The 21,327-nt window shown below is 73.2% G+C and carries 21 protein-coding genes; 13 read left to right on the plus strand and 8 right to left on the minus strand.

Translation table 11 applies throughout. The features are described from left to right. Positions 1-307 precede the first annotated feature (307 nt). Positions 308-2,164, minus strand: coding sequence for a condensation domain-containing protein (locus ACZ4EF_RS09315; RefSeq protein WP_467503635.1), 1,857 nt, complete (start codon positions 2,162-2,164; stop codon positions 308-310). A 280-nt stretch (positions 2,165-2,444) separates the two neighbouring features. Between ACZ4EF_RS09315 and ACZ4EF_RS09320 the strand changes: the two genes are divergently transcribed. The 12 genes from ACZ4EF_RS09320 to ACZ4EF_RS09375 all read left to right on the plus strand — a co-directional run bounded on the left by ACZ4EF_RS09320 (position 2,445) and on the right by ACZ4EF_RS09375 (position 12,849). Further along, positions 2,445-2,630 carry a hypothetical protein gene (locus ACZ4EF_RS09320; RefSeq protein WP_355342376.1) on the plus strand — a complete coding sequence of 62 codons (186 nt, stop codon included), beginning with the start codon at positions 2,445-2,447 and terminating at the stop codon, positions 2,628-2,630. A 165-nt stretch (positions 2,631-2,795) separates the two neighbouring features. Beyond that, positions 2,796-3,062: an acyl carrier protein gene (locus tag ACZ4EF_RS09325; protein ID WP_188284224.1), complete on the plus strand. Its 267-nt coding sequence runs from the start codon at positions 2,796-2,798 to the stop codon at positions 3,060-3,062. 31 nt (positions 3,063-3,093) lie between these two features. Further along, positions 3,094-3,717 (plus strand): acyl-CoA dehydrogenase family protein, encoded by a 624-nt coding sequence (locus ACZ4EF_RS09330; RefSeq protein WP_355342379.1) that lies wholly within the window; start codon positions 3,094-3,096, stop codon positions 3,715-3,717. Continuing rightward, complete coding sequence (locus ACZ4EF_RS09335) at positions 3,714-4,850, plus strand: acyl-CoA dehydrogenase family protein (protein ID WP_355342382.1); 1,137 nt, start codon at positions 3,714-3,716, stop codon at positions 4,848-4,850. The genes ACZ4EF_RS09330 and ACZ4EF_RS09335 overlap by 4 nt, the downstream gene beginning before the upstream one ends. Continuing rightward, complete coding sequence (locus ACZ4EF_RS09340; RefSeq protein WP_391163053.1) at positions 4,847-5,404, plus strand: GNAT family N-acetyltransferase; 558 nt, start codon at positions 4,847-4,849, stop codon at positions 5,402-5,404. Before ACZ4EF_RS09335 ends, ACZ4EF_RS09340 begins: the two co-directional genes overlap by 4 nt. Then, positions 5,401-5,901 (plus strand): GNAT family N-acetyltransferase, encoded by a 501-nt coding sequence (locus ACZ4EF_RS09345; protein WP_355342388.1) that lies wholly within the window; start codon positions 5,401-5,403, stop codon positions 5,899-5,901. Before ACZ4EF_RS09340 ends, ACZ4EF_RS09345 begins: the two co-directional genes overlap by 4 nt. Next, entirely contained in the window at positions 5,894-6,331 is a 438-nt protein-coding gene (locus ACZ4EF_RS09350) for a GNAT family protein (protein ID WP_355342391.1), read from the plus strand. Before ACZ4EF_RS09345 ends, ACZ4EF_RS09350 begins: the two co-directional genes overlap by 8 nt. 3 nt (positions 6,332-6,334) lie before the next feature. After that, the gene (locus ACZ4EF_RS09355; protein ID WP_355342394.1) at positions 6,335-6,919 is read left to right on the plus strand and encodes a GNAT family N-acetyltransferase; all 585 of its coding nucleotides are present in this window, start codon (positions 6,335-6,337) and stop codon (positions 6,917-6,919) included. Further along, a complete protein-coding gene (locus ACZ4EF_RS09360) occupies positions 6,916-10,203 on the plus strand; it encodes a S41 family peptidase (RefSeq protein ID WP_467503639.1) in 3,288 nt (1,095 codons plus the stop codon). Before ACZ4EF_RS09355 ends, ACZ4EF_RS09360 begins: the two co-directional genes overlap by 4 nt. After that, a complete protein-coding gene (locus tag ACZ4EF_RS09365) occupies positions 10,200-10,997 on the plus strand; it encodes a 4'-phosphopantetheinyl transferase family protein (RefSeq protein ID WP_467503641.1) in 798 nt (265 codons plus the stop codon). Before ACZ4EF_RS09360 ends, ACZ4EF_RS09365 begins: the two co-directional genes overlap by 4 nt. Positions 10,998-11,386: 389 nt before the next feature. Further along, positions 11,387-12,619 carry a cytochrome P450 gene (locus tag ACZ4EF_RS09370; RefSeq protein WP_391046026.1) on the plus strand — a complete coding sequence of 411 codons (1,233 nt, stop codon included), beginning with the start codon at positions 11,387-11,389 and terminating at the stop codon, positions 12,617-12,619. Between the two features lie 32 nt (positions 12,620-12,651). Next, positions 12,652-12,849, plus strand: a complete 198-nt coding sequence (locus tag ACZ4EF_RS09375; RefSeq protein WP_188284234.1) for a ferredoxin — start codon at positions 12,652-12,654, stop codon at positions 12,847-12,849. 203 nt (positions 12,850-13,052) lie between these two features. Here the strand turns inward: ACZ4EF_RS09375 and ACZ4EF_RS09380 are convergent, their stop codons facing one another. The 6 genes from ACZ4EF_RS09380 to ACZ4EF_RS09405 form a co-directional block, all read right to left on the minus strand. After that, positions 13,053-13,505, minus strand: coding sequence for a MaoC family dehydratase (locus ACZ4EF_RS09380; protein WP_467503644.1), 453 nt, complete (start codon positions 13,503-13,505; stop codon positions 13,053-13,055). Then, entirely contained in the window at positions 13,484-14,008 is a 525-nt protein-coding gene (locus ACZ4EF_RS09385; RefSeq protein WP_467503646.1) for a nuclear transport factor 2 family protein, read from the minus strand. Before ACZ4EF_RS09385 ends, ACZ4EF_RS09380 begins: the two co-directional genes overlap by 22 nt. Continuing rightward, positions 14,005-15,207 carry an ABC transporter substrate-binding protein gene (locus ACZ4EF_RS09390; RefSeq protein ID WP_391046030.1) on the minus strand — a complete coding sequence of 401 codons (1,203 nt, stop codon included), beginning with the start codon at positions 15,205-15,207 and terminating at the stop codon, positions 14,005-14,007. The genes ACZ4EF_RS09385 and ACZ4EF_RS09390 overlap by 4 nt, the downstream gene beginning before the upstream one ends. A 195-nt stretch (positions 15,208-15,402) precedes the next feature. Then, positions 15,403-15,882, minus strand: a complete 480-nt coding sequence (locus ACZ4EF_RS09395; RefSeq protein WP_355342415.1) for a Zn-ribbon domain-containing OB-fold protein — start codon at positions 15,880-15,882, stop codon at positions 15,403-15,405. Beyond that, complete coding sequence (locus ACZ4EF_RS09400) at positions 15,879-17,048, minus strand: acetyl-CoA acetyltransferase (RefSeq protein ID WP_401308602.1); 1,170 nt, start codon at positions 17,046-17,048, stop codon at positions 15,879-15,881. Before ACZ4EF_RS09400 ends, ACZ4EF_RS09395 begins: the two co-directional genes overlap by 4 nt. A gap of 3 nt (positions 17,049-17,051) precedes the next feature. Next, positions 17,052-18,686, minus strand: a complete 1,635-nt coding sequence (locus ACZ4EF_RS09405; RefSeq protein ID WP_467503649.1) for a class I adenylate-forming enzyme family protein — start codon at positions 18,684-18,686, stop codon at positions 17,052-17,054. A 229-nt stretch (positions 18,687-18,915) separates the two neighbouring features. On the opposite strand from ACZ4EF_RS09405, the gene ACZ4EF_RS09410 reads away from it, so the two are divergent. Continuing rightward, a complete protein-coding gene (locus tag ACZ4EF_RS09410) occupies positions 18,916-19,839 on the plus strand; it encodes an SDR family NAD(P)-dependent oxidoreductase (protein WP_355342424.1) in 924 nt (307 codons plus the stop codon). A gap of 69 nt (positions 19,840-19,908) precedes the next feature. Here ACZ4EF_RS09410 and ACZ4EF_RS09415 read toward each other — a convergent pair whose 3' ends face one another. Beyond that, on the minus strand, positions 19,909-21,324 hold the full coding sequence (locus ACZ4EF_RS09415; protein ID WP_467503652.1) for a cytochrome P450: 1,416 nt from the start codon (positions 21,322-21,324) through the stop codon (positions 19,909-19,911). Positions 21,325-21,327 lie beyond the last annotated feature (3 nt).

A 21,327-nucleotide genomic window follows, 5' to 3' on the forward strand; every position in this document is an offset into this window, starting at 1 on the left:
ACCCACTCCCGTTCCCGGGAGTACCCCCCCCCCCCCCCCCCCCCCCCCCCCCCCCCCCCCCCCCCCCCCCCCCCCCCCCCCCCCCCCCCCCCCCCCCCCCCGCCGTGGGTTGCGGGGGCGGCGTGCGCGGGCCGGTCCCGGATGTCACGGGCGCGGTACGGCGGCGCGCGGAACGGCGGTACGGCGGAGCGGTCCCGACATGGCCGCGAGCGGTACGGCGGAGCGGTCCCGGCATGGCCGCGCCGCCCTCGCCGCGGGTGGTCCGTGGCGAGGGCGGCGCGGTCGACAGCGGCCGGGCGGAAGGGTGTCAGGCCGGGGTCAACTCCGGGGTCGGCTCCTGGACCGGGGTCAGTCCGTGGGCCAGGCCCGACAGCGGCCGGGTGCCGCCGAGCTGGTTCAGATCGGCGCCCTCCCAGCCGCGGGCGCGCAGCTCGGTCAGGACCCGCGGCGCGCGCAGCATCCGGCCGCCCGCCACCGTGTAGGAGGCGTCGAGGTCCACGGCGGCCAGCCCGTTGACCTCGGCGACGACGGCGGCCAGCGCGTCCGCGGCCACCGCTTCCGTACGCGCCGCGCGGGCGCCCTCCCCGGCCGTCACCCGGAAGAGGTCGGGGCGGCGCGCACCGGGCAGCGCGGAGCCGGTGTCCAGGCAGTGCAGCCGCAACTCCCGCTCGTCCAGGGGCCGTTCCGTGGTGACCTCGGCGAGCAGCCGGCCGTCTTCCACGGACACCCGCGCGGACCGTACCGCCGGATGCGCCAGCAGCACGCGCTCGGTCGCGTCCAGGTCCACCGCGTCGGGTCCGAGCCGGGCCAGGCGACGCGGGGCGGGGGCGGCGAAGTCGAAGAGCGCGGCGGCCTCGTCGAGCCGCAGGTCGACGGCCGCGTCGCGGTGCGCCTCCAGCAGCCGCCCGTACCCGCGCAGGAAGTGCTCGACGGCCGCCGCGTCCATCACGTCGGCCCGCGCGTTGAGGCCGACGGTGACCCCGTCGTCCCACTCCCCGACCCGCAGATAGGTGTCGGTCTCGGACAGCGCCCACGCGGTCGGCTCCGGTGTCCGCAGGAGGCGCTCCTTGCGGGTGCCGCAGCTCTTGGTCCCGTGGTTGAGGAAGTTGACCTCGGAGGAGGTCCTGATCGGCGCGCCGCGCCGGAAGGCGTCCTGGGCGACCAGCTCCACGATCTCGTCGTACGGCGCGTACGCGTGCTCCTGCGCCGTCTCCAGCGCGGCGGCGACCCGCGCGACCACCTCGGCGAATCCGGGGTCGCCGCCGAGGTCGACCGAGACGAGCGCCGGCGAGAACATGCACGTCAGCACGGACATCCGGGGTCCGTCCTGGCGGTGGCTGGTCAGCCAGCGGTGGGTGACCGTCCGCTCCCCGGTGTACGTGGCCATGGCCACCGCGTACGCCGCCAGGTGCACCGCGGAGGGCCACACCCGCAGCCGGGCGGCGATCTCGCGGACGGCGGGGAGCAGCGCGGGCGAGGTGAGCGTCGCCCCGAAGGCGGCGACGCCGTCGGGCACGGCCGGCTCACGGCGCCGTACGAACATGTCGGCGGGCAGCTCGGGCACCGCCCGCCGCCAATAGCGCAGCATCTGCGCCCGCTCCGGCGACGGCCGCGCCTCGATGGCGGCGAGGTCGGCGGGCTGGTACGCGACCGGCCCCAACTGCGCCCGGCGGCCGGTGGCGAGCGTGCCGAGCAGTGCCTCGAAGTCGCGCTGGAAGAGCTGCATGCTCCAGTCGTCGAACGCCGTGTGGTTGAGGACGAGCGCCAGCGTGCGCGGCACTCCGCCCGTGGTGACCGCGCAGGCCCTGATCGGCCACTCGCGTTCCGGGTCGAACTCGGTGGTGGACATCTCGGCGATGACCGCCGCGGGTCCCGGCGTACCGTCCTGCTCGGTGGCGGCGACCAGCAGCGGCATCGGCCCCGGCGGCTCGACCCGCTGTCTCGGGCCCGGCCTGGCGTGTGCGTCGAAGACCGTGCGCAGCCCCTCGTGCCTGCGCACCAGATAGGCCAGCGCGGACCGCAGGCCCGTCAGGGAGAGTCCCTGCGGCAGCGGGTAGTTGGTGACGATGTGCGCGTCGTGACGAGCGCCCGCGGGCACCTGCTGGTACCTCAGCCAGTGGTACCGCTGCCCCCAGCAGAGGTCCGCGCTTCTCACCTCGGGCATCCCGCCCTCCTTCCAAACCGTGAGTGGGACCGGCCCGGCCGCATTCGCGCGGGCCCGTGAATCACCTCCCAGCATCAGGCCCGAACGGGAATAACGGCAGCGTTTCACGGTGGCCGCTTGTTGACGGCAAAAAGCTGCCATCGGGATTCGACCAGGTGCAACCCGGCAAGGGTTGACGGGAGTTGCGCCGTCCGGGAATCTCATGGTGTCGGAGAAACCAGATCCGGCATCCGGGGCCCACTCGGGTCCCGAATTTCCTTACATGGAAGGTGTGGTTCCTTTGTCCAAGACCGCCGTGAAGGCCGCCGTCAAGGCCGCGTCCAAGGCCGCCAGCAAGGCTGCCGTCAAGGCCGCTGACAAGTCGGCGACCAAGGCCGCGTCCAAGGCGGCCAGCAAGGCTGCGAGCAAGGCCGCGTCGAAGGCGGCCGTCAAGGCCGCGGTGAAGGCCGCGTCCAAGGCCGCCTGATCTCGGACCTGCAACATGTCTGAGCTCACGGCCGTGTGACGTCCGTCGCCGGCAAGGCGCCGCGTCCGCCATCAGGCGGCCGGCGCCCTGCCGGCGGGCAGCCCTCCCCCAGGGCCGGACGGCCGACCGCTCGGGCCCACTTCTCCCAGGGAAGGGGAAAGTCCGGTGGAACACGCCGAGATTATCGAGCACCTTCAGCATTCCCTCTCCGTGATCCTGGACCGGCCGCTCCCCGAATTCAGCGCGGATACCAGGATTCTCGAAGACCTGGAGATCGACTCCATGCGTTTTGTCGAACTCCTCATGAGCCTTGAGGACACCATCGGCCTCGAAGTCGACCCCGACACTCTCGAACCCGAGGTATTCCAGTCCGCAGGCTCCTTTGCCGACTACATCAAAATCCGGCTGGACCTCACGCGGGTCGCCGGTTAGCCGAACACGGCACGGCCCAACGGAGGATTCGATGAGGGACACGCTCGTGGCGTGTGAAGCGGCGGCCCATGACGGCGGGTTCACGCCCGGCCTGGAGCTGGCGCTGCGCACGGTGGAGGTCGGCGCTCCCGCGGGACGCGTCGCCGCTTTCCCGGCGGGCCGGGTGCCCACGGGCGCCGAGGTCGTGCCGCACCGCCTCGCGGAAATGGAGGGCGTCGCCTTCGTGGCGTGGCCCCACCGGCCCGCAGAATCCGCCGCACCGGCCTCGTACGACGGGCCCGACGACCGCCGCACCGTATTCGCCGCGCTGCTCGGCGCGGTACGGGTGGGCGTGTCCCGCAGGCTCCTCGACGACGCGGTCGCCCACCTGTCCGGACGGGTGGGCGGCGGCGAGCCCCTGATCCGCAAACAACTCGTGCTCGGCACCGTCGCCGACGTCATGACCGCACTCGACGCCGTACGCCAACTCCTGCTCGTCGCCCACCGCGTCCCCGCGGCCGTGGCCGACGCGCACGACCGGATCACCGCGCTCGACTGGGACACCGCCAAGCTCTTCGGGGCCTCCGGTTACCTCGCCGACGGACCGGTGCGCGCCGCGTACGTCGGCCGGCTCGCGGCGGACTGCTGGACCGACCGGGAGGACGTACAGCCATGATCCCCCTCGACACCCCGCTGCGGGAGCTGCGCGAACAGTGCCGGGAAGCGGGCCGGGAACTGCGCGCCCACGCCCTGGCCGTCGACGCCGACCCGGCCGGCACGGCCCACCTCGACCTGCCCGTCATGGCGCTGGTCAGGTCCGCCTCCACCCCCAAGGACTACCGCACCGGCTCCGCCGTGGACGACGGCGGCTACTCCGACACCTGCCTGTCCCGCGTGGTCGCCAGCGTCGAACTGGCCCGCGGCGACGCGGGGGTGCTCAGCGCCAACACCGGTCCCTCCCTGGCCGGCGTCGCTGTCGACACCCTGGGCAACGAGGCACAGCGCGAACTGTTCTACGACACCATCGCCGACGGTCGCGCCTGGACCTTCTTCGGCATGACGGAACCGGAGCACGGCACCGACGCCACGGCGATGGAGAGCAGGTTCGACGCGGCGGGCGACCCCGCCGACGGTTACCTGCTCTCCGGCTCCAAGCGCTACGTCGGCAACGCCTCCCGGGGCGCGATCGGCGTGGTCTTCGCCAGGACCGGCCGCAGCCCGCTCTCCATCCGCGGCGCGCTGATCCGGCAGCCCGCGCCCGGCTTCCACGGCGAGCCGCTGGACATGATCGGTCTGCGCGGCGCGCGGATCTGCCGGCTGGACCTCGACGAGGTGCCCGTGCCGCGCGAGATGCTGCTCGGCGCCCACCTGCCCGCCTCCCGGCGCGGTCTGTGGGGGATCAGCAGGACCTTCAACGCGATGCGGCTCCAGATCGCCGCCCTGGCCCTGGGCACCGCTCTCGGCACCCGCGACTACGTGACCGAGCAGCGTCCCGGCTGGTCGGGGCACGAGGTGGTCTCCGCCCGGCTCGACGCGGCCACGGCGCTGCTGTACGAGTCCGCCGCGGCCGTCGACCTCCAGCCCGACGTCGTACGGCCGCCGTCCATGGCGAAGCTGCACACCACCGATCTGGCGGTGCGCACCACGCACTGGGCGGCCCGGGCGCTCGGCCCCGGCGCGCTGATCGAGCACCCGCTGCTGGAGAAGTGGAGCCGGGACGTGCTCGCCTTCGAGTTCATGGAGGGCACCAGCAACATCCAGCGGCTGCACATCACCCACGACCTGGCTGCGCGGAAGGGACGGACATGACCGCCACGGACCTGACGGCGCGACCGGCCACGGCGTCCGTCCCCGCCCCCGCGACAGCTCCCGCGCCCGCGTCCTTCGCGTGGTCCGCCCGGCCGGTCACGGAGGCCGACCACGACGCCGTACTCGACCTCTTCACCGAGTCCGACTTCTACTTCCGCACCGCCCGCCCCGCCACCCGCCCGCAGTGGGAGATCCTCGCGCTGCTGGACGAGGACACCCGGCTGCTGAGCGCCGACGGACGGCCCGTGGGCCTGTACGCCCTGGAGGCGATGGGCGCCGAGCACGCCTGCCACTACGTGCTGCACCTGCGGCTGACCTCACGGCTGCGCACGGACGCCTGGGCGTCGGCGTACCGCGAGCTGGTCCGGGCGCTGCGCTGGCAGCGCGAGGTGGTCCGACTGGCCGTCGTCGTCCACGAGTTCGACGACCGGGGCCTGACCGCCGCCCGCCTGGCGGGCTTCACCGAGGAAGGCGTCCTGACCGGACACGTCGTCCACGACGGACACCGCCGCGGTTCCGTCTTCCTCTCCCGGATCTGGGAGCCCACGTCATGATGCTGCGCGGATACCGGGGCGCCGACCTGCCCCTGCTCACCGGCCACTGGCTGCCGGGCGAGCTGCTCGGCCTGTCCGTGCCCGGCAGGCCCGTCCTGGCGGAACCGGCCCGGGTGCCGGCGCCGGAAGGTCCCGGCGAGGACGGAGCGCCGGGCCAGGACGACGAGTTGTGCGTCGTGCCCGGCACCGGCTTCGTCCGGCTCGCCGCCCTGGACTGGGTGCACCGCAGGGCGCGGCTGGAGATCGGTCTGCGCTCCGGCGCGGAGACCAGCGCGGAGCCGCTGCTGAAGGCCGCCCTCGACCACGCTTTCCGGGTGCTCGGCCTGAGCCGGGTCTTCGGCTGGGTCACCCCGGCCGTGCCGCTGCCCGACGGGCTCCCGCGCGACGCCCTGCTGCGTGACGCGGGGCTGAGCCCGGAGGCCGACATCCCGCGGGCGCTGTGGCTGGACGGCCGCCCGGTGGCCCGACAGATCTGGGGAGCGACCCGCCATGGCTGACCTGACCCTGCTCGGCACCGCCGAGGCCGCCGCACGGCTGAGCGCCGCGCCGCAGGCCGCCCGCGGCTTCCTCGGCCTCGACCCGGTCACCCAGAACGGCCCGCTGCTCGCCCGCGAGCTGGCCCGTACCGGAGCGCAGGTGCTCCAGGCCGGGGACGTGCTGCTGGGATACGTGCCCAACCCCGCGCAGCCGCGCCAGGGTTGGGTCGCGACCACGTCCGCCGACCCGGAGCCGCTGGCCGCCCTGCTCGCCTTCCTGCGCACCTACCGCCGGTGCACGTCGTATGTCGCCGAGGTCCCCGACGGCTCACCGGCCGTGCCCGCGCTCGAAGCCTGCGGCTTCACCGGCGCCGGCCGGCTGCCCGGCCATGTCTTCCACACCGGCGGCTACCACGACGTGCTGGTCTACTGCGCCACCGAGGAGGGCTGACCCATGCCGTTCGTGACCGTCCGGCATTTCACCGAGGACGACATCCCCACGCGTACCGCCCTGTTGCGCGAGTCGCGCTTCCAGGCGAATCTCACCGACTTCGCGGTCGTCAGCGACGACGACGCGCTCACCGCCAACCAGCGCCGCACCCTCACGCGTGAGCACGACGTCAAGCGGATGTTCACCATGTGCGACTCCCGCGGCGCGACCGTCGGCTTCGCCTGGATCACCTCGATCGACTGGCCCGGCCAGACCTGTGAGCTGTCCTTCGGCGTGCTGCCGGAGTGCCGGGGCCCGTACGGCGCGACCGCCGTGACCGCCGCGCACGCGTACATCCGCGCGGAGTTGAACATGCGGGTGGTCGTCAACCAGGTCCTGGAGCACAACACGATGCTGGTGTCGTCCGGTGAACTCACCGAGCAGCGGCGGGTGCGCTGCGCGTACGACTCCTACACCGTCGGCGAGTGGCGCACCGCCTGCTACTGGACCGAGAGCGAGCAGGACGTGCACCGCCGGCGCGAGCAGGTCGCCGACCGGCGCCGTGCGATCGCCGCCCGTATCCGCTCCACGTCGTCCCAGCCGTCATGAGCGCCCGCGCCGCGGAAGGCGGCTATCTGCACCACGCGACGATCGTGGGCGACACCGTGGTCTTCGTGTGCGAGGACGACCTGTGGACGGTGTCCGCCGAGGGCGGCACCGCGCGGCGGCTCACCGCGGGCACGACCGCGTGCGCGGGCCCCCGGCTCTCGCCCGACGGCCGCCAGGTCGCCTTCACCGGCTCCCCCGACGGCCTCACCGAGGTCTGCCTGACCTCGGTCTCCGGCGGCCCCGTCCGCCGGCTGACCCACCAGGCGGGCCGGTGCACGGTCACCGGCTGGCACCCGCTGACCGGCGAGATCCTGTACGCGAGCACCGCGGGCCAGCCCGAGGGCTTCGGCTTCCGGCTGTTCGCCGTGCACCCCGACGGCGGCCCGCCGCGGCTGGTCGAGGCGGGCCCCGCCGCGTCCGTGTCGTACGGGCCCGGCGGCGGTTCGGTGATCGGCCGGAGCATCGCCGACCCGGCGCGCCGCAAGCGCTACCGCGGCGGCGCGGCCGGTGAACTCTGGGTGGACGACGACGGATCCGGCGCGTACCGGCGGCTCGCGCTGCCCGCGGGCAATCCGGCGGACCCCTGCTGGGTCGGCAACCGGATCTACTTCATCAGCGACCACGAGGGCACCGGCAACGTCTACTCCTGCCACTCCGACGGCACGGGTCTGACCCGGCACACCGACCACGACGAGTACTACGCGCGCGGTCTGTCCAGCGACGGCCGCCGGCTGGTCTACCACAGCGGCGCGGTCCTGCACGTGCTGGACCCGGCGCGCGGCGGCACCCGGCGGCTGCGGGTGGAGCTGGGCCCCTCGGGCGTCCAGCACCAGCGCCGTATCGTGTCGGCCACCGGTTTCCTGGACGGCGCGCGGATCGGCCCCGACGGGCAGACCCTCGCGGTCACCGCCCGCGGCAAGGCGTTCACGCTCGCGCCCTGGTCGGGTCCGGTACGGCGGCACGGGCGCCCGGACGGTGTCCGCTACCGGCTGCTGAACTGGCTCGCCGACGGCGAGCGGCTGGTCGCGGTCGCGGGCGACTCGGGGCCCGGTGAGCGGCTGGTGCTGCTGCCCGCGGAGGGCGGCGCGGAACTGCTCGGCGTGCCGCTGGCCGACCTGGGCTATGTCACCGCGCTGGCCGCCTCGCCCGCCACCGGGCAGGTCGCCTTCGCCACCAACCGGCAGGAGCTGTGGAGCGTCGACACCGACCGGCCGAAGCTGGAGCCGCGGCTGCTCGACACCAGTGCCCATGAGCGGATCGAGGATCTGGCCTGGTCGCCCGACGGCCGCTGGCTCGCCTACACCTATCCGGACACGCCCAGGAGCACGGCCATCAAGGTCGCCGAGGTGGACACCGGACGCACCTCGCGGATCACCCGACCGGTGCTGCGGGACGCGCTGCCGTCCTTCGACCCGGCGGGCCGCTATCTGTACTTCGTCGGACAGCGCGACCTGACGCCCGAGCACGACCAGGTCCAGTTCGAGATCGGCTTCCCCTTCGGCGCCCGGCCGTACGCGGTGCCGCTGACCGCCGACCGGCAGCCGCCGTTCGCTCCGCCGCAGCAGTCGGCGGGCGGCGCGTACTCCCCCGACGGGTACGACGAGGGCGATCCGGAAGGGCCGGTCGCCATCGACTTCACCGGTATCGAACGGCGCCTGGTCCCGCTGCCGGTCCCCGAGGGCCGGTACGCGGCGGTGCTGGGTCTGCCCGACTGCGTGCTGCTGCTGTCGGTACCGCTCAGCGCGCCCGAGCCGGACGACCCGCAGCAGCAACAGGAGGGCAGCGTCACCCTGGTGGACCTGGCGACCGGCGACGTGACCGAGGACTATCTCGGGCCGGTCGACGAGATCAGCACCGACCGCACCGGCACGGCGCTGCTCTACCGGCACAACCACCGGCTGCGCGTGGTGCCCGCGGGCGCGCCCAAGGAGGCCGTGGAGGACTTCGACTCGCCCATCGCCCCGCCGGGGCGGCCCACCGGCTGGGTCGACCTGGACCGGGTCAAGATCCCGTTCGTCCCTGCCGCGGAGTGGCGGCAGATGTTCCGGGAGGCGTGGCGGCTCCAGCGCGAGAGCTTCTGGAACGCCGACATGTCGGGGATCGACTGGGACGCGGTGCACCGGTGCTATCTGCCGCTGCTCGACCGGGTCGCGACCCGCGCCGAACTCTCGGACCTGGTCTGGGAGTTGCACGGCGAGCTGGCGACCTCGCACGCGTACGAGCGCGGCGGCGACTACGGCGCGCCGAGCGGTGAGGCGCAGGGTTTCCTCGGTGTGGACTGGGAGCCCGCGCCGCAGGCCGAGGGCCGGTGGCGGATCGCGCACGTGCTGCGCGGCGACCCGTGGAACCCCGACGCCACCTCGCCCTGCGACCGGCCGGGCGTCGACATCCGGCCGGGCGACGAGATCGCCGCGGTCGACGGGCACCTCGTGGGGCCCGGCGGCCCGGCGGAACTGCTCACCGGTCTCGCGGGCCGCGAGGTCGAACTGACCGTGCTGCGCGGCGGCGCCGTCCCGCGCCGGGTGGTGGTCCGCGCGGCCCGCAGCGAGGCGCGCGCCCGCTACCTGGACTGGGTGGCCCGCAACAGCGCGTACGTGGACACCGTCTCCGACGGCAGGCTCGCGTATCTGCACGTGCCGGACATGTTCAGGACCGGATACGCGGACTTCGTACGGCAGTTCCTCGGCGGTCTGGACCGGGAGGGGCTGGTGGTCGACGTGCGGTTCAACGGCGGCGGCCATGTCTCTCCGCTGCTCCTCGACCGGCTCGCGCGCAGCCGCACGGGTACCGAGCACGGCCGGTGGAGCGGCGCGGTGCCGTATCCGCTGGAGTCGCCGCGCGGTCCGATGGCGGCGCTGATCAACGAACAGACCGGCTCCGACGGCGAGATCTTCGGCCATATGTTCCGCGAGCGCGGCCTGGGCACGCTGGTGGGCACGCGGACGTGGGGCGGCACGATCGCCACCTGGCCGCGGCACGGGCTGGTCGACGGCACGGTGACCACCCAGCCCGAATTCTGCTACTACTTCCGCGGGGTCGGGGCGGGGCTGGAGAACCGCGGGGTCGAGCCGGACATCACGGTCGCCGTGGTCCCGGCGGGGCCGCAGCCCGGCCTGGACGCGCAGTTGGCGACGGCGGTGACGCATCTGCTGACGGTGCTGCCGGCACCGGCGTCGACGGACGGGTCCGGCATGGACCTCGCACCGGCCGACGCCGGGGCGGTCGACGCCGGGGCGGTCGACGCCGGGGCCGTCGGCGCCGCGACGGGACGGAGCGGCGGATGAGCGGGCCGGAGGCGGCGGGGCGGGCCGCGGCCGGACCGCTCGTCCCCACGCCTCTGGCGGCGAGCCCCTTGGAGACCGGGCCGGTCGCGGCCGGAAGGGCCCTCGCTGCGCCCGTCGCCGGGACCTGCGAGGTGTGGCTGGTGCCGGTGCGGCGGCGCGCGGCGTGGGCCGGTCTGCTCGGCGCCGAGGAGCGGGAGCGGTGGCAGGTGCTCGGCGAGGGCGCGGCGGCCGATACGCTGCTGACCTCGCGGGCGGCCCAACGGCTCGTCGTAGGAAGCTACTTGGGCGTGCCACCGGCCGAGGTGGCCGTCGAGCGGGGTTGCGGGCTGTGCGGCGCGCCCCGGCACGGCCGCCCCCGAGTGACGGACGCCGCCTTCGACTTCTCCGTCTCGCACACCCGCGAGTGGCTGCTGATCGCGGTCGTCGGCAGCGGCCTGATCGGCGCGGATCTCGACCAACTCGACGCGGACCGTGACGCGGACGGCCTCGCGGCGCTCACCCTGACCCCCGCCGAGCGCGCCGCGTACGACCAACTCCCGCCCGGCGCGCGCCCGGAGGCGTTCCTCGACGCCTGGGTGCGCAAGGAGGCGGCGATGAAGCTGACCGGCCACGGCCTGTCGGCTCCTCCCGCGGCGATCGACGTCAGCACTGCGCTGGCCACGGCGCCGACCGTGCGGGACTGGCCCCGCGCCCCGCTCCACCTCACCCCCCTCGCGGCCCCGCCCGCCCATCGCGCGGCCCTGGCCACAACGGTTCCGGTGACCCACGTCCGGCGGCGCACGCTCCCGGAGTGACGGCGGCCACGCACGGCGGCCACGGACGGCGGCCACGCCGAACGGCCGCACCCGACCGCGTACCGATGCGTTTCGGACGGCGCCGGGCGGCGGTCGGCGCGACGCGCGCGGGTGCGCGACGGCACGGCGCGGCGTCGCCGGTCGGGGCCGCCGCGCCGACCTCAAGCGGGCGCCCCGTTCGGGGCGTGACGTCCCGTCACCGAAGGCGTGACCACCGGGTCGCATCGGCGTGAAACGGCCCGAATCCGCCCTACCGGCGAGTGCGGAGAGCGAACTAGCCTCGACACCAAGTTAGTTGCCTACGGCACTTAGTGCTACAGGCACTGACCTCTGCTGCCCCTGGCACCGCTCTGGCACCTTCCGCACCGGCAAGACAGGAGTGTCCCGTCATGGCCACCGCCGCGCACCCGCCCGTTGCCGTCACCGCCCCCGCCGCCCGAGGGACGTGCCCCTTCGCCCCACCGCCCGCCTACGAACAGGCCCGAGGCGAGGAGGGGTTGAGCCGCGTCCGGCTGTGGGACGGCACGTCGTGCTGGATGGTGACCCGGCACGCGGACATCCGCTCCGTGCTGCGGGACCGGAGCTTCAGCTCGGACGCGAGGCGGCCCGGCTTCCCGTTCCTCTCGGCCGGCCTGCGGACGCTCGCCACCGACCGGCCGACCTTCATCCGGATGGACGACCCGGACCACGCCCGGCTGCGCCGCATGCTCACCGCCGACTTCATGATCCGCAAGGTCGCCGAGATGCGACCGGCCGTACGCCAGGTCACCGACGACCTGCTGGACCGGATGGCCGCCCGCGCCGACCGCACCGCGGACCTGGTCGCCGACTTCGCGCTGCCGCTGCCCTCCATGGTCATCTGCCTGCTGCTGGGCGTCCCCTACGCCGACCACGCCTTCTTCCAGCAGTGCAGCAGCACGATGCTGCGCACCGACGCGCCGCCGCGGGAGGTCGCCGCGGCGCAGGACGAACTGGGCGCCTATCTCGCCGGGTTGGCGCGCGCCAAGCGGGCCGCGCCGGACGACAGCATCATCAGCCGCCTCGCCGAGCAGGACGTCCTGGACGACGACGAGATCGCGTCGATGGGCCGGCTGCTGCTGGTGGCCGGGCACGAGACCACCGCCAACATGACCTCCCTGTCGGTCCTCGCCCTGCTGCGCGAGCCCGCCCAGGCCGCGCGGCTGCACGAGGCGGCCCGGCTCGACGAGGACGGCGACGGCTCCGCCCTCGACACCGCCGTCGAGGAGCTGCTGCGCTACATGACGGTGGTCCACAACGGGATCGGCCGGGTCGCCGTCGAGGACGTGGAGGTCAGCGGCACGCGGATACGGGCGGGCGAGGGCGTCCTGTGCATGATCGGCGCCGCCAACCGGGACGAGGACGCCTTCCCCGAGGGCGGCCTGCTCGACCTCGGCCGCCCCGGCGCCCGCCGCCACCTTGCGTTCGGCTTCGGCGTCCACCAGTGCCTCGGCCAGCCGCTCGCCCGCCTCGAACTGCGCGTCGCGCTGCCCGCCGTACTCCAGAGGTTCCCCGGCCTGCGCCTGGCCGTCCCCTTCGAAGAGCTGCGCTTCCGCCACGAGATGGCCGTCTACGGGCTGCACGCGCTCCCGCTCGCCTGGTGAACCCCGCCGCTCCGCAACGAAAGGAACGCCTCATGCGTGTCCACGTCGACACCGACAAGTGCTGCGGCTCCGGCATGTGCGTCCTGACCGCGCCGGGCGTCTTCGACCAGCGCGACGAGGACGGCATCGTGCGGCTGCTGGCCGACGAGCCGCCCGAGGCGACGTGGGACGACGTCCGCGAGGCCGAAGTGGGCTGCCCGGCGCAGGCGATCGAGACGGTCGAGCCGTAGACCGCAGCCGCAGCCGCAGCCGTATGACGTACAGCCGTACAGCCGCGGTGATCCGGGGGCGCTCCGCAGAGAGCGCCCCCGGATCACCGGCCGCCCGGCAGTTCCCGCCGCCGGTCGCAGAAGGGGCACAGCCGGTGCGGCGCGACGCGCAGGTCCATCGCGATGTCCTGTCCCGGTCCGCCGCGCCTCGCACGCTGCCCGGCTCAGGCGATGTAGCGGGCGAGTGAGGTGACGACCGCGGCCGGGCGCCGTGACCCTTCGATCTCGATGGTGCTCTCCAGCCTCACCTGGACGGCCGCGTCCAGGCGTGCGGCCTCCGCGAGCCGCGCCGTGGCGCGGATCCGGGAGCCTTCGAGCACGGGCGTGACGAACCGGACGCGGTCCAGGCCGTAGTTGACCGCGAAGGAGACGTTGTCGACGCGGTAGAGCCGGGTGGTGAGTTCGGCGAGCAGCGACAGGGTCAGGTAGCCGTGGGCGACCGTCCGCCCGAAGGGGCCGGAGGCCGCGCGGTCCGGGTCGACGTGGATCCACTGGTGGTCCCCGGTCACGTCGGCGAAGGCGTCGATGCGCTCCTGGTCGACCGCGATCCAGTCGCTGGCCCCCAGATCCTCGCCTCCGGAGTCGGCCAGATCCGTCAGGCCGTCGAAGATCCGCACGTGCCTCGTCCCTTCTGGTTGTCGTCCCGGCCGCTCCCCCGGCGCCGGTGCCGGGAGTCGTCGCCGGGCTGCCGCCGCGTGATCGCCCGGGAGTCGAACCGCCACCGGCCGTCCACGCGGCGGAACCGGTCGGCGTAGGTGTTGCGGGTGACGAGCAGGGCCCGCTCACCGGGGAACCGCTGGGTGACCTCGATGCCGCAGGTCCCGTACGCCTCGTCCCGCGAACCGCCGGGTGCCAGGCTGATGTCGTGCACGCGGTGCCGGGTGTGCGTGGCGCCGTCGTAGGTGAGGACGTTCTCCCGCATCCAGTCCTCGACGTCGGCGCCGGGCATTCCCAGCCAGGTGCCGTCGCGGAAGAGGCGGGCGAAGCGCGCGAAGTCACCGGTGTCCACGCTGTCGCAGTACGCGGTGAGCAGGGCGGTGATCCGCCGGACGTCCTGGGCGTCGAGCGCCGGGCCCCGGGGTGTGGGGCCCGGCGCGTCGACCGGGTCGCGCCGGGTCACGAGGGCTGCTTCGCCAGTTCCTTGGGCTTGCCGCCGACGAACTGGAAGGCCACGAGCGACTTGCTGAATCCGTCGCGTCCGTCACCGAAGTTGATCAGCGAGCCGTCCTTGCCCGCGGCGCCCGCGAAGGGCGTGATCGCGTCGATCGCCTTGGCGAGCTTGTCCCCGTCGGTGTCGCCGTCGGTGGCGTCGAGCCCCTTCTTCAGGACGGTGAAGGCGTCCCAGGTGGCGCCCGCCTGCTCCGCCAGGCCCAGCGCGAGCGCGTCCGCGCTGCCGCCGTACTCGGTGGCGTACGCCTTGACGAAGTCCTGGTACTCCGGCTTGGACGGCTGCTGGTTGGCCAGCGTGTAGATCGCCGGGAGCTTGGTGTACGCGTCGCCGCCGATCTTCAGGGCGTCCGGCGCGATGAGCGAGCCGAAGCCGACGACGGGCACGTTGACCCCGGCCTCCGCCATCGTCTTGAGCATGAGTCCCGCGTCGGCCGCCGCGGAGCCGATGTGGACGACGGCGTCCGGGTGCTCGCCCTTCAGCTTGGTCACGGCCGAGGTCAGGTCGGTCGCGCCCAGCGTGTAGTGCACGGTGTCGCCCGGGTCCATGCCCGCCTGCTTCGCCTGGTCGACGATCGGCTTCCACAGCGTCGATCCGGTCGGGCCGTCGTCCGCGGTCACCACCGGGTGCTTGTAGCCGAGCGACTTGAGCAGGTCGATCATCTGGACCGGGTAGTCGCTCTGGTCGACGGTGGTGCGGAAGGTGTACTTCGCGCCGTCCATCAGGGCGGGTGAGATCGTCGAGGAGTTGATGAAGACGATCTTGCGCGGCTCGACGATCTTGCGGATCGCCAGTCCCTCGATGCTGGTGTAGCCGCCCATCATGACCCCGGCCTTGTCGACCGTGATGGCCCGCTGGGCGACCTTGGCCGACTCGTCGGCGGTGAGCTTGTCGTCGTAGACCTTGAGGGAGAGTTTCCGGCCGCCCGCGCCGCCGTCCGCGTTGATCGTCTTCACGGCCAGTTTGGCCGTGTTGACCATCTGCTCGGCCACTGCCGCGTTGCCGCTGGTGAGCGGGGCGGCGAAGCCGATGACCAGGGTCTTGCCGCCGCCACCGCCGGAGGTGCTGCCCCCGCCGTTGGAGCCGCAGGCGGCGAGCGACATCGTGGCGGCGAGCGCCAGGACGCCGACGCCGAAGAGGGATCTGTGCACAACAGGCTCCTTAACGAAGTGAAATGATGGATCGCCGGCGACGGCGCGTACGCGCGTCACGGGGAGGGTGGGCGGGCTCAGCCGCGAGCGGGCTCAGCCGGAGGTGCTCTCGGTCGGGGGCGGCCTCGGCCGGACCCGGCCTCGGTCGCGTGGCGCGGTCTCAGCCGGAGGTGGCCTCGGTCGCGTGGCGCGGTCTCAGCCGGAGGTGGCCTCGGGCCGCCACTGGGGCAGGCCGATCCCGTCGGCGATCCGCAACTGATACGCCTGGACGCGCTGGCCGACGCGGACCTCGTCCACGGGGCAGTCGGTGATGTTCCCCATCATGCGCGGCCCCTCGTCGAGGTCGACCAGCGCGATCACGTACGGCGCGTCCTCGTCGAATCCGGGCATGCCCGCCTGCCGGACGACGGTGTAGGTGTAGACGGTGCCCCGCCCGCTCGCCGCCTCCCACTCGGGCGTCGCCGCACAGACGCGGCAGATCAGCCGCGGGTAGTGCTGCGTGGCGTGGCAGGACGGGCAGCGCTGGATCAGCAGCGTGCCTTCCTGGGCGGCGCGGAAGTAGGTGGCGCTGACCGGGTCGAGTTCGGGGACCGGCTTCGCCCAGGTGTCGGCCACGTCGATGACGTCGAGGGTCCCCTGTGGGCCGCGGATGTTCTCGGTTGCCATCTGCCTCATCTGCCTTTCCCGAGGATGGTGACGCCGATCGTGGAGAACCAGCCGCCGGAGCCGGCCGCGAGCGCCACCTCGCAGTCCGGCACCTGCACCTCACCGGCCTGGCCGCGCAGTTGTCTGACCGCCTCGATCAGCAGGAAGATCCCGCGCAGTCCCGGATGGCAGGCGGACAGGCCGCCGCCGTCGGTGTTGACGGGCAGCTTCCCGCCGAGCCGGAGGTTGCCCTCCTCGGCGAAGGGGCCGCCCTCGCCCGGCTCGCAGAAGCCCAGGCTCTCCAGCAGCAGGATGACCGTGATGGTGAAGCTGTCGTAGAGCATGGCCATGTCCACGTCGGCCGGGGTCAGTCCGGCGCGCGCGAAGGCGTCGGGGCCGGAGCGGGCTCCCGCCGTGGTGGTCACGTCCGGCGCCTGCGAGATGTTCCAGTGGTTCTGGCGGGCGGCCGTGCCCAGGATCGAGACGTACGGCTGCCTGAGGTCGCGGGCGCGCTCCTCGGTGGTGACGATGACGGCGCCGCCGCCGTCGGTGATCGCGCAGCAGTCGAACAGGTGCAGCGGGTCGGCGATCATCCGGGAGCCGAGGACGTCGTCCACGGTCAGCGGCTTGCGGTATATGGCCTGCGGATTGTGGGCCGCGTGTTCACGGACCGCGACGGCGACGCTGGCGAGCTGTTCCGGCGTGGTGCCGTACTCGTACATGTGGCGCCGCGCGGCCATCGCGTACGCGGCGACCGTCGTCTTGCCGTACGGCTCCTCGTACGCCGCGCCGCCGACGGGCCTGCGGCCGTACGCCGTGCCGAGGCTCCGGCCCATCCGGGTCAGCAGGTCGCTGCCGTAGGTGAGGAGGATCGTGTCCGCCATGCCGGACCGGATCGCGGCCTCGGCGTGCTGGATCTGGAACTCGTAGGCCGATCCTCCGGTGTACGTGCCCTCGATCCACCGCGGGTCGAGGCCCAGGTACTCCGCGGTCTCGGGGAGGTCGACGCCGGGGACGCCGGGGATCCATGCCTCGGCGCAGCCGAAGCCGTCGATGTCGTCCTTGCGCAGGCCGGAGTCGGCCAGCGCGCGTTGCATCGCCTGGGCCTGGTGGCCGAGCGCGTCGAGATGGGGCGCCTTGGGACCGTCGGACAGTCCGACGGCGGCGATGACCGGGGTGCGGTCGGGGCGGGTCACGGCTCAACTCCTCCTGTTCGTCGTGGGGTTCGTGTGGCGCAGTTCGTGTTTCTGGATCTTGCCCGAGGCGGTTCTCGGCAGCTCGGGGAGCACCTGCCACGAGGTGGGGATCTTCTGCTTGGCGAGCTTGGCCCGGTCCAGGTACGCCGTCATCTCGGCGTCGCCCGGCCACTTCTCGCCCGCGGCGAGGGTGACGAAGGCGCCGACGACCTCGCCGAGCCGCGGGTCGGGCAGTCCGACCACGGCCGCCATGTCGACGGCCGGGTGCCGCTGGATGAGTTCCTCGATGTCGCGGGCGGAGAACTTCTCGCCCGCGCGGTTGATGATGTCCTTGGTACGGCCGGTGATGCGGACCAGACCGCGCGCGTCGACCCGGCCGAGGTCGCCGGTGTAGAACCAGCCCTCCTCGTCGAGCTGTTCGCGGGTGAGGGCCGGGTCGGTGTAGCCGATGAGGGCCTGCGGACCCCTGATCCGCAGTTCGCCCTCCGCGCCGGGCGGGAGCGGCCGGCGCTCGGCGTCGACGGCCTGGATCTCGCTGCCGGGGACGACGGCGCCGTCGTACTCGGCCCTGATGTCGAGCGGTTCGGTGGGGGCGACCCAGGAGACTCCCCCGCCGGTCTCCGTCATGCCGTAGCCGCGCAGCGCGGTGATCCCGACCTCGCCCGCCTCCCGGATCAGGTCGGGTACGGTCGCCGCGCCGCCGGACATGAACACCGAGATCGGGTGGCCGGCGCCGATGCCCTCGCGGTGGGCCGCGACCAGGTCGTGGAGGAACACCGAGGCGGCGGTGGTGAAGGTGCACCGTTCGCGTTCGATGATCCGGGCCGCCTCCGCGCCGTTCCAGACCGGCATCACGACGATCTTGGCGCCCATGGACGCGGGCCAGACGACCCCGGCGTTGAAACCGGCCAGGTGGGACAGGGGCGAGGCGCAGAAGAAGACGTCCTTGGCGCTCAGCGACATGGTGTGCCGGATGCTGCGCGCGTTGGACACGAATCCCTGGCCCGTCAGCTCGACGCCCTTGGGCGCGGAGGTCGTCCCCGAGGTGTAGAGCATCAGGCAGCACCGGTCGGGTTCGAGCGGGTCGGGGAGCGAGACGGCGGGCCGCCGGTCGTCCCGGCCGGGGAAGGCGCGCCAGCCGGGCCGCGGCTCCTCCAGGTCCACGCAGAAGCGGGCGACCGGCCCCCAGGTGGCGCCCTCCAGGATGCCGTCCAGCTCCTCGGCGGGGCGCCTGCCGCGGTTCTCCGCGATCGAGATCACCGCGCGCGGCTTGCAGTCGTTGACGATGTGCGCCATCTCGTGCTCGCGGTAGATCGGCACGACCGGGACGTTGACCGCGCCGATCCGGAAGGCGGCGACCTGGCCCAGCAGCGCCTCCGCCAGATTCGGCAGCTGGATCATGACGCGGTCGCCGCGAACGACTCCCGCCTCGACCAAGTGCGCGGCGAGCACATCGGCCCACGCGGCGAATTCGCCGTACGTCAGCCGAAGGTCGCCGATCACCAGGAATTCGCGGTCCGGGGTGCGCTCGGCGACGTCGAACACCCACCATCCGAGACGCTCGGAGGTCCAGTATCCGTGCTCGCGGTAGTACGCCTCGCGGTCGGTCCTCGTCGTCGGCGCGGGAGCAGCGGCCATGCTCTTTCCTCTCGTCGCGAACTGTGCGGACGGCGAAGCGGAGGCCGTTCACGGGAAGTGGTTAGCCATGTGTAACATCGTCTTAAACCGAGCGCAATGGATCGCGTCAATCTCTTTACCTGGCTAAGCAAATGTGTTTCAGTGCCTCCTGATCACGCTGTTCACGCTGATCACCCGGGGGCACATCTCGCGGACCGAGCCGCACGAGCACGGAGGAGAAGGGCGAGAAATGGACGAGCTGAAGGGGAAGGTCGCCGTCGTCACGGGGGCCGGCCAGGGCATCGGGCGCGCCGAGGCGCGGGCGCTCGCACGGGCGGGCGCGCATGTGGTGGTCAACGACGTGGGCCGTACGCCGGAGGGCCGGCCGGCCGCCGACGAGGCCGTCGAGGAGATCCGCGCGGCCGGGGGCAGCGCCGAGGCCAACGGGGACGACATCTCCACCTGGGACGGCGCGGAGCGGCTGATCGCCCAGGCGGCCGGCGTCCGGGGAAAGCTCGACTTCCTCGTCTGCAACGCGGGCATCATCCGGGACCGCACCATCGTCAACATCTCCGAGGCCGAGTGGGACGCGGTGATGGCCGTCCACCTCAAGGGCCACGCCGGTCCCCTGCACTTCGCCGCCGCCCACTGGAAGGCGCTGCACCAGGCGTCCGGCGAGCCGGTCGACGCCGCCGTGGTGACCACGTCCTCGGAGGCCGGGCTCTACGGCAATTTCGGGCAGGTCAACTACTCGGCCGCCAAGGCGGGCATCGTCGCCCTCACCCAGGTCGCGGCGCGCGAGCTGGCACGCTACGGCGTACGCGCCAACTCCATCTGCCCGCGCGCCCGGACCGGCATGACCGAAGGCGTCGTCGAGGGCATGGCGCCCGCCGAGGGCGCGGCCGACGAGTGGGACCCCGAGAGCGTCGCCGCACTCACGGCCTTCCTCGGCTGCGCGCACTCGCGGGGGATCACCGGCCAGGTCTTCGTCGTCCACGGCCCGACGGTGTCCCGCATGCGGGAGTGGACGCCCGCGGACGAGATCACCGGGAGCACGGCGCTGCGGCTGGACGACATCATCGCCCAGCGGGACCGTCTCGGCTCGGTCCGGGACACGACCGTCGTGGACTTCGCCGAGGCGTCCGCGCGATCGGGCCGCGTGGCCGCGATCTGACGGTACGTCAGCCGCGTACGACGGTGGCCGGGCCCTCGGGGCCCGGCCACCTTTTCGCTGTCCGCGTCGTCAGTCCTCCACGATGATCGCCGCCGCCGGGCACCCGGCCGCCGCCGCGTCCGCCGCGGCGCGGTCGGCGGCGCCGATCCGCTCCCGCAGCACGGCCACGGCCCCGTCGTCGTCCAGGCCGAAGACCGAGGGCGCCACCAGGACGCAGTTCCCCGCGCCCACGCAGGCGTCCGCGTCCGCGCTGACGGTGGCGGTAGTTGTGGAAGTGGCCGGGGCGGCCTCTTCGGCCGGGGCCACCACGGCGTTGAGCGGGCTGAACGAGCGCGGCATGTAGCCGCGGTAGCGCGCCGGTTCCGCGTCGCGGTCCCAGCGCAGCGTCCCGTAGCGGTCGAGCAACTGCGAGATCACCTCGACCTCCTCGCCGCGCGAGAGCGCCGCGCCGACGCAGTAGCGCGGGCCGACGTTGAACGCGACGTGCGTCTTGAGATTGCCGCGGTCCAGGTCGACGGTCTCGGGGTGGTGGAACTGCCGGGGGTCCCGGTTCGCGGCCCCGTTGACCGGGTGCACCCGGTCGCCCTTGGCGATCAGCCGTCCCGCCACCTCCACGTCACGGGTCGCCACGCGCACCCGGAACTGCACGGGCGCCAGGTAGCGCAGCACCTCCTCGCCGAAGGCCACGATCTGGCGCTCGTCCCCGCGGATGCGGTCCTGCAACTCGGGGTGGTTCAGCAGCGTGTGGATGGCGTTCTTCAGGAAGTGCGCGGTGGTGTCGGTACCGGCGAAGAACAGCACCCGCGCCTGCGCCAGGATCTCCTCCTCGCCCCACTGCTCCAGCACGCCCTGCCCCTGCTCCCACAGCACCGAGATCAGGTCGTCGCGCGGCTCGTCCCGGCGCGCCCTGATGACCGGGAGCAGCACCTCGTTGAGGGCGGAGGCCGCGGCGGCCGCCTCCGCGTACGCCTCCTCGTCCTCGCCGAAGGTCTCGGTCCAGCGGAACATCGTGGAGTTCCAGCGACGGCACTTGGCCATCAACTCCTCGTCGCGCCAGTCGAGTCCGAGCAGCGCGGCGATGACGTCGCTGGGCACCACCGAGGCGAACTCGGCGGCGAGGTCGACATGGGTGCGCCCCTCGATCGCGTCGAGCCGGGCGCTCACCAGCTCCGCGATGAAGGCGGTGCGGTACTTGCGGACCGTCGTCGGCGTGAAGTGCTGGAGGAGGAAGTTGTGGACGCGGTGGTGCTGCTCGCCCTGGAGGAGCAGCACTCCCTTGGGTCCCCCGTAGACGTCCGCCGCGCCCTTGAGTTCGAAGTACGGGTGGGCGAAGAGATCCTCGTTGAGCTGGATGTACCGGCACTCCTCGTAGCCGACGACGATCCAGGCGTTCATGCCCTCGTCCCAGTGGACGGGACCGCGGGCGAGTCGGTCGGCGAAGAAGGGATACGGGTCTTGGTCGCGTGCTTCCTTCAGGCTCTCCATGGC

It is taken from the genome of Streptomyces sp. NPDC025721 (assembly GCF_055558595.1).

Coding starts and splice junctions, on each gene's coding strand:
- ACZ4EF_RS09315 (WP_467503635.1), bottom strand. CDS start 2,164: ATGCCCGAGGTGAGAAGCGCGGACCTCTGCTGGGGGCAGCGGTACCAC.
- ACZ4EF_RS09330 (WP_355342379.1), top strand. CDS start 3,094: ATGAGGGACACGCTCGTGGCGTGTGAAGCGGCGGCCCATGACGGCGGG.
- ACZ4EF_RS09335 (WP_355342382.1), top strand. CDS start 3,714: ATGATCCCCCTCGACACCCCGCTGCGGGAGCTGCGCGAACAGTGCCGG.
- ACZ4EF_RS09340 (WP_391163053.1), top strand. CDS start 4,847: ATGACCGCCACGGACCTGACGGCGCGACCGGCCACGGCGTCCGTCCCC.
- ACZ4EF_RS09345 (WP_355342388.1), top strand. CDS start 5,401: ATGATGCTGCGCGGATACCGGGGCGCCGACCTGCCCCTGCTCACCGGC.
- ACZ4EF_RS09350 (WP_355342391.1), top strand. CDS start 5,894: ATGGCTGACCTGACCCTGCTCGGCACCGCCGAGGCCGCCGCACGGCTG.
- ACZ4EF_RS09355 (WP_355342394.1), top strand. CDS start 6,335: ATGCCGTTCGTGACCGTCCGGCATTTCACCGAGGACGACATCCCCACG.
- ACZ4EF_RS09360 (WP_467503639.1), top strand. CDS start 6,916: ATGAGCGCCCGCGCCGCGGAAGGCGGCTATCTGCACCACGCGACGATC.
- ACZ4EF_RS09365 (WP_467503641.1), top strand. CDS start 10,200: ATGAGCGGGCCGGAGGCGGCGGGGCGGGCCGCGGCCGGACCGCTCGTC.
- ACZ4EF_RS09370 (WP_391046026.1), top strand. CDS start 11,387: ATGGCCACCGCCGCGCACCCGCCCGTTGCCGTCACCGCCCCCGCCGCC.
- ACZ4EF_RS09375 (WP_188284234.1), top strand. CDS start 12,652: ATGCGTGTCCACGTCGACACCGACAAGTGCTGCGGCTCCGGCATGTGC.
- ACZ4EF_RS09395 (WP_355342415.1), bottom strand. CDS start 15,882: ATGAGGCAGATGGCAACCGAGAACATCCGCGGCCCACAGGGGACCCTC.
- ACZ4EF_RS09405 (WP_467503649.1), bottom strand. CDS start 18,686: ATGGCCGCTGCTCCCGCGCCGACGACGAGGACCGACCGCGAGGCGTAC.
- ACZ4EF_RS09410 (WP_355342424.1), top strand. CDS start 18,916: ATGGACGAGCTGAAGGGGAAGGTCGCCGTCGTCACGGGGGCCGGCCAG.
- ACZ4EF_RS09415 (WP_467503652.1), bottom strand. CDS start 21,324: ATGGAGAGCCTGAAGGAAGCACGCGACCAAGACCCGTATCCCTTCTTC.